We start from the raw sequence: 370 nt of genomic DNA, 5'->3' as shown, positions 1-370 counted from the left end.
AAGTTTCAGCTGTCATGTTTCAATTTTCAGCTTGTTCCAGATTGTTAAAGAGCAATATCTTAAACACGACTCGCAAGAGTCATCTTTAAGATGTTTTCGGTTCCAAGAACCGGTGATAATGTCTTTCACTCATTATCGGATGGCGTCCCCAAGGGGATTCGAACCCCTGTTACAGCCGTGAAAGGGCAGTGTCCTAGGCCTCTAGACGATGGGGACACGAAAATCCGATTAAACTGACTGTCTTAATCGGTTCGTATCAGCATGAGTCAGTGACTCATTACATCAACAGGTAGCGCTTTTGCTCATTACGTTTCTATCAGACAATCTGTGTGAGCACTTCACGCGAATCAATATCATTAGGTAAGGAGGT

General features: G+C 43.5%; 1 tRNA gene. It reads right to left on the bottom strand.

Annotated elements, in window-relative coordinates:
• Positions 1-140 precede the first annotated feature (140 nt).
• Positions 141-216, bottom strand: a tRNA-Glu gene (locus NR114_RS24225).
• Positions 217-370 lie beyond the last annotated feature (154 nt).

This window comes from Serratia sp. Ser99 (assembly GCF_024519545.1).
GTDB lineage: Bacteria > Pseudomonadota > Gammaproteobacteria > Enterobacterales > Enterobacteriaceae > Serratia > Serratia liquefaciens.
Note: the sequence above shows the minus strand (reverse complement) of the source record. Positions and strands in the feature narration are given on the sequence as shown.